This is a genomic window from Shewanella sp. c952 (assembly GCF_019654975.1).
Lineage (GTDB): Bacteria > Pseudomonadota > Gammaproteobacteria > Enterobacterales > Shewanellaceae > Shewanella.
Window position 1 is genome coordinate 23,671 of the sequence record NZ_BPEW01000046.1, and the last position, 8,626, is coordinate 32,296.

Genomic DNA, 8,626 nt, shown 5'->3' on the forward strand with positions numbered 1-8,626 from the left:
CTTAGTAGAAGATGGTGGGTTATTTGAAGCACTGCCAATCACTAGACAGGGATCTGTTGGTGCTCAACGTTTCAAAGAAGGTGTTTCAAGGAGAAATAGAACTAAAATCATTTAATTGGCAATGCCATACTGCCAATAGGATAACTCGCGCCCTGCAGATCCTAAAAAATTATGACATCAAAGTAGCCATAGCAATACTCACCTTAGATGACATAGAAAACTGCTTAAAGGCGGTGAATCAACTCAACAACCAAGTAAGCCATTTAATTTGGATCGCAATTTTAGTCGATACCAATGTCACTCAATGCAATTTAAACAGCAACCTTACCCGTTATTTCTCTGATTACCATCATATCCCAATAGAATGGGAACGACTGCATCATACCTTAGGGCATGCCTATGGCATGGCAAAACTTGCATCACTCCATTCAATGTCTTCTGCCCCAGACTTTGCAGCCGAGACGATCCTTGGTGATTCATCTGCAATCAAACAGCTAAAACAGAAAATTGTAAAAATGGCACAAGTTGATGAAACCGTGCTTATCAGCGGTGAAACAGGAACAGGCAAAGGCCTTTGTGCTCATTTAATACACCGTCAATCACAACGTCAAGCGGGTCCCTTTGTCACTGTCAATTGCGGTGCATTACCTGCAGGCCTGATTCACTCTGAACTATTTGGTCATGAAAAAGGCGCATTCACAGGTGCAGACAAACAGTATATTGGTCATATCGAAAGAGCCCATCAAGGCACTCTGTTCCTTGATGAAATCGGTGACCTTTCATTAGAGTTACAAGTGAACTTGCTGCAATTTCTAGAAGATCACATTATCGAGCGTGTAGGTGGCAGTAAAAATATAACGATTGATTGCCGGATCATATTTGCTTCACACATTAATTTAGAAATTGCAGTTGAAGAGGGGCGATTTCGAGAAGATCTCTATTACCGGATCAATCTACTGCACCTTTACGCCCCTAGCCTTAGAGAGCATAAAGAGGATATCCCACTACTTGCAGACGAATACCTCAAGCAATACAGCCCCAGCGACCAATTAAACACAATAACGCCTAATACGTTGAAATTAATGAATGAATATCAATGGCCAGGTAATATTCGGGAGTTTAAAAATCGTATTCACCGCGCAATTATCATGGCAAATAACCACCGACTCACAGAAAAAGACTTAGGCATAAACATCCTAAAAGTACTGCCAGAGACAAATGATGTCATCAATCTAGCCCAACACCGAGTGGAAATAGACACTGAGCTATTACTTGATGCAATTAAACGTAATAACCACAACATATCTGCAGCGGCGAGAGAGCTTAAGATCTCTCGCACCACTTTCTATCGACTCATTAAGAAATGTAAAATAAAGCTGTGAACGAAACGCGAAGTAAGCCCACTCTTTGCGCCTAGCCATCACTTAAGCACTGAGGATAGCAGTCATGTTAAATTTGAAACAGCAGTCTATGGTGCTAATCGCATCAGTCACTTTTGCAGCTTGCCAGCCACAAAGCAGTGAAAGCTTGCAAGAGGATATCGCCTCGCTCAAGCAGGAGCTCAGCCAATTAAAAAAAGAACTCTCTCGAATAGGCAGTCAGGTCACAGATATTCATACCATCGCAATGAGTTCTCAAAAGCCACAGTTTAAAACCTTGCCGACTCAAGCTAACTACAACTCAAATAATAACCTTCCATTTCTGGGAGCCAATGATGCACCCATCGCGATGATAGAGTTTTCTGATTATCAATGCCCTTATTGTAAACGATTTATAGATAAGACATTTTCTCAGATAAAGAGTCGTTATATTGATACTGATAAAGTTCACTATGTAACTCGAGATTTCCCATTAGGTTTTCATCCTAAGGCTAAAGGTGCTGCTATCGCAGCTAATTGCAGTTTGCAACAAGATGCCTACTGGCAGATGCGTACCTCTTTATTTGCGAATATGAAGCTGCTTAGTAGTGAGCTATATCTGAAAAGTGCACAAGAGTTGTCATTAGATATGAACAAGTTTAACGATTGCTTAAACGACCAAGCGATCGCGGTAAAAATACAGCAAGATATCGCTTACGGTTCCTCCTTAGGTATAAGAGGCACACCGAGTTTTGTAATCGGTCGAGTAGAAAATGGGCAGCTGATAAACCCAAAACTCGTCGTAGGTGCACAAAGCTATGAAACATTCGCGCTGTTAATCGATTCATTGCTCAATCAAACATCTACCGAAGATTAACTAGCGCCTACAGTGTATGAAATGAGCCTCCTTTCTTGTTAAGGGGCTTATAAACTATTACTTCCTCGACAAAAATATGCTTAAAGATCTGTTTGTTCGAACTAAACGAAAGTTGCCTAGAAGTGAATCTTTTAAGCAAGACCTAATGGTGTTCACTGCAAGTGTATCAACTATGATACATAAACTGCCCCAACTCCGCGCCACATCACCCCACTATAACTAAATACTCTTAAGTATTAGCGCCTTAAAGTATCGGCCTACTACTTGCTATCTATTAGTCAATTAAGTTTGAACTTTACTGCCATCTCTCAGTAACAGCGAGCGAACCTGCTCGGTTAACCGCCCTATCAGCAAACGCAGGTCAACGCACCACTAGCGGGTTATGGAAAGTAATTAAAACCCCAAATAGCAAGTAATTAGCACGTTTTATCCATATTCACTTATAGGATGGTAAATATTATGAAACGATTCAAATGCAACCCGCTTATCAGCGCATTTAGTGCAGCGCTAATAAGCACTGTAGCCCTTTATGGTGTGACGAGCCTAAACGCTGCAAATGCCGGAGCTTATGATTGGCTAGGCATGAACGAAGACCCAACCAAGTATTGTATGGCTGATGCCTACTTAATGAAAGGCGGTAATAAGCTCGCCCAGAACGCACTGAACTGTACCGCAAACGACGTCGAAATTACCAAAGTCACTCCTGTAAATCCAAATGCAGAGTGTAACTTAGGACAAATTTTTACATTCGATGCTGATGTAACAGTACGTACCAATGCTAATGCGCGTTGGGACACTACTTTCTACTTACCTTTGACTGAAGAAAGCCCTCAGGTTGTACAAGGTGCCGGTCTTCGAAACTGTAGTATGCTCCTACCTATACCGGCAGATAGCGGCGAGCTCGCTGATGTGCAGTTAGATGGCGATCAATGTGGTGACATTACCAAGGCGTTAGGACCTGATGAATATGTTCTCAACAATCAACCTATCACTATGTTATGTGCCGATGCCGATGGTAACAATCAAGCCGACTTCACTTACTGTGCCGCATGGGACAATATCGAAAGAGATAATTGTACTTATGGTGAAGACCCTTATGCAGGTCAGATCCCTAACAACAAATCAAAATGTAATTGTGACACATTTAATATCGATGTCTTTATCAAGCCAGCGCCACCAGTGGTAATTAAAGCACTGACTAATTCCAGCCCATCATCACGCAGTGAACCCGGTGGAACATTTAGCTACTCGATGAGCTTTACCAATCCCAATACGCAGACTTCGCTATTTATCAAATCACTCACCGACGAGATTGATATTGGCGGTGAAGGCACATTTGACACCTCTATCAACCTCTGGGGAAGCCCTGTTGCGGTCAATCCAAACGTAGACGGTGTCTATCTCACTGCAACAAACTGTTCTTTACCTGCAAATGGTGGAGAAATATTGCCAAGTGGTTCATACAGTTGTGAATTTACTGTACATATCGTTGATAGAGACTTACCCAACGATCAAAGTGCCGAGTATTATGACGACTTAGTCAAGCTTTCGTTAGAAGATAAGAATGGCGATGTTGTCACTGACGGTAATTCCTGTGCCGCAATTCCAAGTAGTGTTGCAGGCGATCACTGTAGTGACGAAGTCACAGTACAAATCACTAATCTTGCACCTGCGATTACGGTAAACAAAACAGCAGATCCTACTGAGGTTATGGAACCTGGTGCAAGTGTCGAATTTACAGTGACGGTCGACAATGATGCTGCCTTCTGGGATTCTCCACTCACACTTACCGTGTTAAGTGACACCGATTTTGGTGATCTGCTTAGCGATGAGTGTATAGGAGTGTCTACCAGTATTGCCTTAGGGGGGACTTATACTTGTACCTTCACTAAGTTTATTGGCGGTGATGCTGGCGATCAACATTCCAATACTGTGAATGCGACCGCAGTCGATGACGAGCTTGATGATGCTACCGGTAGTGACTCCGCTATGGTTGATATACGAGATGTTCCATCATCCATAACCTTGGTTAAAACTGCAACTCCAACTTCTGTACTTGAAACGGGTGATGATCCGAACAATTACAGTAACGTAAGTTACAACTTTACCTTTAGCGTTAACGCAGCGGGTGTTGATGATGTCACCTTCACCACTCTAACCGATAATAAATTCGGTAGCCTAACAGCAGGCTGTATGGTCGACAGCAAGAACGGTAATGCTATTGCGCCGACAGCCCTTAACGGATTTGTTTTAGAACCTGGCGACTATGCAAGTTGTGATATAAGCAAAGGACTACAGGGACAATTCGGCGATCCAGCCCACGTCAATATCGCAACCATTAGAGGGGTCGATGAAGATGGACAGGATGTAGATGCTTCAAATGACGCTACCGTTGAATTTACACCACTAGCCCCAGATACGGATATGGCATTTGCCGCCAGCATGTTAGTTGTTGTTGAACTAACCAATGCCGGTGTCGAAGATGTCACTTTAACCGAGCTGACTGTACTTGGTGTCACTGTCGCAGACGGTAATGAACATCCTGCCTTTACTATATTGAATTCGGTAGGTGGTGAACATGCAGGTGTCGCATATTCTCCTTGTTCTATCGGCTCAGTATTAGGCTACAACGGTTCAGGTTCTGAGGTGTATAACTGTGCTTTCACCGTAGAGCTGAAGCCCGGTCTTGAAGATACTCAACCTGTTGCGTTTATTACACAAGGAGCATTAAACGGCATAGTGGTAACAGTTGAAGACGACGATGGTGCAGAAGTTGTTAATTTCATTTCTGCAGAAGTTAACATTGTCGAGTAACGACGAGGAGACAACAAAAAGTACTTTGTCTTGATAACCACTGGGCGACAGAAACCTTCGCCGCCCAGTTTATTCTTTCCAGACTACCAGCCTTTAACTAGAGATAGCTATTTTGAGCTTTGAGTTTTGAGTTTTGAACTTAGCCCTTACCATTGCCCTTTCCTTTATGGCCACCGCCGCTTGAACTGCTCAAACTTAAACTCACTGATGCAGTTGTCTCCATGTCGCCATCGCTAATGGTGTAGTAAAAACTGTCACGACTCTTAAAGCTTTTTGCTGGAGTATATAGCAGTTTACCAGCCGAGGTAATTTGCACGCTTCCCTTGCTCGCTTGGCTCACAGACACAATCGCCAGTTCATCATTATCAGCATCATAATCATTCAACAGCACATCAATCAAGACCGAGGTTTTAGATGACATATTGACACTATCATTAACCGCAATAGGCGCAGTATTCGGCGCAGCTTTAACGATATAACTGACACTATCAATACCTAGGTAACCTATTTCGGTAGTATTTTGCGCGTTAACAGTCAGGTTAAATAGACCTGCAGGACTCGCAGGGGCAGAGGCTATATTAATATTGACTACAACACTGCCTCCGGGGGCGAGTTTAACCTGAGTCTGACTAGTGCTCCAGCCAGAAGGGATATCTGCAAACACATTAAAACTGGCCTCAAAGCAACTCTCACTATCTCGACTCGTTACCGTTGCACTGTAGCTAACCTGAGTTCCGGCGATAACGTCTACCGTTAGAGGGTCCGCAATCACTATCGAAGGCGCAGCAAGCACACACGAAATTTGCGGACTGATTACCATATAGCTCACAGTATCTTTGCCAATATAACGGCTGTCTAAGCGGTTTATTGCGCTTAGCTCAAAATTGTAGGTCCCCTCTTGAGCGGCAGTTGAGGACTCGACAATGAAGCTGATATTGCGACTCTCACCTGCTGCCAAACTGACCACAAGGTTATCAGCACGCCAACCAGCGGGTACATTGGCTGTCACATCGAAATCAGTGTTATCACAACTGTCACTGTCGTGATTGGTTATAGTGCCACTATAGGTAGCCATCGCTCCAGCAGCTAGCTCGCCACTATCATCAATTGACAAAATAAAACTTGGATTTGCCATAACACAGGATGTTGGAGGTGTTTCTACAACATAACTTACGATGCCTTTGGTCGAATATGCGTGGTTACTGCTATCAACGGCACTTATTTCAATATCGTAAAAACCCTGCTCAGCAGTCTCTAACGAGACCACATCCAGCGAGACAGTCCCACTCATTCCTGACGACAGACTGACAGACTTTGTTGCCACACTCCAACCACTCGGTACTAATGCTGAGATGTTATAGCTAGAGATTTCACAGCCTGCACTATCGTTATTACTCACTGATGCGCTATAGCTCACCGTGGTGCCAGGTGCGACCCAGGCTGTTTCATTAGCTAATAATGTTAGGCTTGGGCTCGCTTTGATACAGCTAGAACCTGTATAGCTAACACTCACGCTCGCTCCCGTTGCATCGGCCCACTCTGTTGTAATTGTCACTCCCGCATCGGGATCTGTATAGCTCGCTCCCACCAGCAGAGCAGCGTCATCTAAATCACGCAGTCCACTATCCGGTTGCATATCCAGTAATAGATTACTGTTGATATTGTTTTGCGTCGCCAGATGCAGTACGACTCCATCAGTGACGCCATTTTTTTGCTCTAGAAATTTATCAAAGCCTAAAGCTTGTCGGTACTCAAGGACATACCACTGTGGCTCGCCGTTAGTGATATCAACACCACGTTGGACTTTAATACTCTTTGCGATTCCTGCTGGCGCGATTTCAAAGGGCTCTAACTGATAACTACCATCAGTGTCAGCAGTAACCACTTCACCTGCAGAGGCTGTGATCCAACCAAGCTGCTGCTTACTAAAGGCATTAAAATGACCTGTAATACCTGAACTTCCCATCATATCCATGCTGTCGCCATATTCAGCTGAAGCGCAGTTATCACCAATAATGTCGGCACCGCAATCAAGATCTTTTGCATGATAGAGACCGAAGTTATGACCGAGTTCATGGCCAACGGTACGCAGTGTCATAGACCCATTAATGAATGCACGAGATGGACTACCACCTATGGTTCCCTGCCCCGTCCAACCACAACCGCTGTTTTGAGGATAGATATAGATCCAGCGATCATAGTTATCAACATGTATACCGCTATCAATGACGGCCTGCCGACCATGATTATCTATCAAATTAGTGCTACATGTCGCATCTATTGGCAACGTAAAGTAGCCGTGGACATCCCCTGTTAACCATGTCTGACCATATGATGCTTCTTGGTAATAAGCATTTACATTACCGAAAACTAATTGCTGCGCTTCTTCTACGGTCCATGGTTGCTCAGCATTATTTTGAAAGTTAACTAATAAAACCAGCGTACGTTGCTCACCATGACTGCTTATTCCTGCTGCATTGCCAGACGTTTCCACGCTAGTGGCCACTGCAGGAGCTGAATCGCCCAATAACACCAAACTGTTGAGTTCATCATTAACAACCAATGCACTTAAGTTTATTTCAGCCGCATTAATGGCCTTAAACATCCACCCAGTAACGCTAACTTGAGCACCTGTTTTTAGTAAACTTCTGTTGATATTGCTAGGTAAATGCAACTCAACCGTTTGATCCCCATTGACCAACATGTAGCTAATATTTTTATGTTGATGGCTTTGATAATCCACATAGCTAACTTCCAACCTTCCCTCGAGCACACGCTGATGTGCCAACAATGGAAGAACCTCATCCGGCATATCTTTTATAAGGCCTCGTGGCAGAATTGTGCGTACTGCCGCTTCAGGGTCTGACTTAACCAGTTCAAATTGCAAATGCTGACGTAATAACGCATTTTCTATCAACGCTTGCTTTAACAGTTCTTTGTTTGAAAGGGTTGCATGTCGATACTGACTCAACCTGTTAACGAGTGCTATCGTAGAGCTTTCTGTTTGTTGTTTACGAAACTTAACGTGATTACTTAGCGCTTTATCTGCGAGTTGGGAGTTATCATTCACTGGACTAGCAAATGAGTTAGCTGAAAAAATAACGACCGACAGCGCTAATAATCCGATGGCTGTGATGCTGATAGAAATAGCAGCCGAATTCGATGCCGATATGACATTTTTTTTGTTCAAAACCTTCTCCCCTCAAAGCAAACGTACTCAAATAAACTGCTCTTTTTGCAAATTATTCTTTTTAGCTCTTTTTCTTAATAAAAATAGCTACAGAATTTACTTAAAAGACAGAACCCCTGATATTTACTGGGTTTGAGCAATAACAAAGCGGGCATACTAACAAATGACAAGTCCAAATAACAACCAAGTATTGATCATTTTTTGATCGATTATGCATTTTCCAAACACATGTAACGCTAACTGATTGAAACAGTTCCAGCAGCATTTTATGGAATATGTGCAGAGGAGACTCTAGGACTTAGGTTTTGAAAAATGCTTATACGAGTAAGCGAAATGAGGGGGATTAGCTGCTAAATACTTAGATTTACGTTTAATAATGCACAACAT

Annotated in this window: 4 protein-coding genes; 3 read left to right on the forward strand and 1 reads right to left on the reverse strand. The window is 43.2% G+C overall.

Annotation, left to right across the window (positions count from 1 at the left end):
- Window positions 1–11 precede the first annotated feature (11 nt).
- The 3 genes from K5R16_RS20185 to K5R16_RS20195 all read left to right on the forward strand — a co-directional run bounded on the left by K5R16_RS20185 (window position 12) and on the right by K5R16_RS20195 (window position 5,049).
- A complete protein-coding gene (locus K5R16_RS20185) occupies window positions 12–1,382 on the forward strand; it encodes a sigma-54 dependent transcriptional regulator (RefSeq protein WP_259649951.1) in 1,371 nt (456 codons plus the stop codon).
- Window positions 1,383–1,446: 64 nt separating this feature from the next.
- Entirely contained in the window at window positions 1,447–2,235 is a 789-nt protein-coding gene (locus K5R16_RS20190; RefSeq protein ID WP_220739950.1) for a thioredoxin domain-containing protein, read from the forward strand.
- A gap of 459 nt (window positions 2,236–2,694) precedes the next feature.
- Window positions 2,695–5,049 carry a hypothetical protein gene (locus K5R16_RS20195; protein WP_259649952.1) on the forward strand — a complete coding sequence of 785 codons (2,355 nt, stop codon included), beginning with the start codon at window positions 2,695–2,697 and terminating at the stop codon, window positions 5,047–5,049.
- A gap of 139 nt (window positions 5,050–5,188) precedes the next feature.
- Here the strand turns inward: K5R16_RS20195 and K5R16_RS20200 are convergent, their stop codons facing one another.
- Complete coding sequence (locus K5R16_RS20200) at window positions 5,189–8,239, reverse strand: Ig-like domain-containing protein (RefSeq protein WP_220739953.1); 3,051 nt, start codon at window positions 8,237–8,239, stop codon at window positions 5,189–5,191.
- Window positions 8,240–8,626 lie beyond the last annotated feature (387 nt).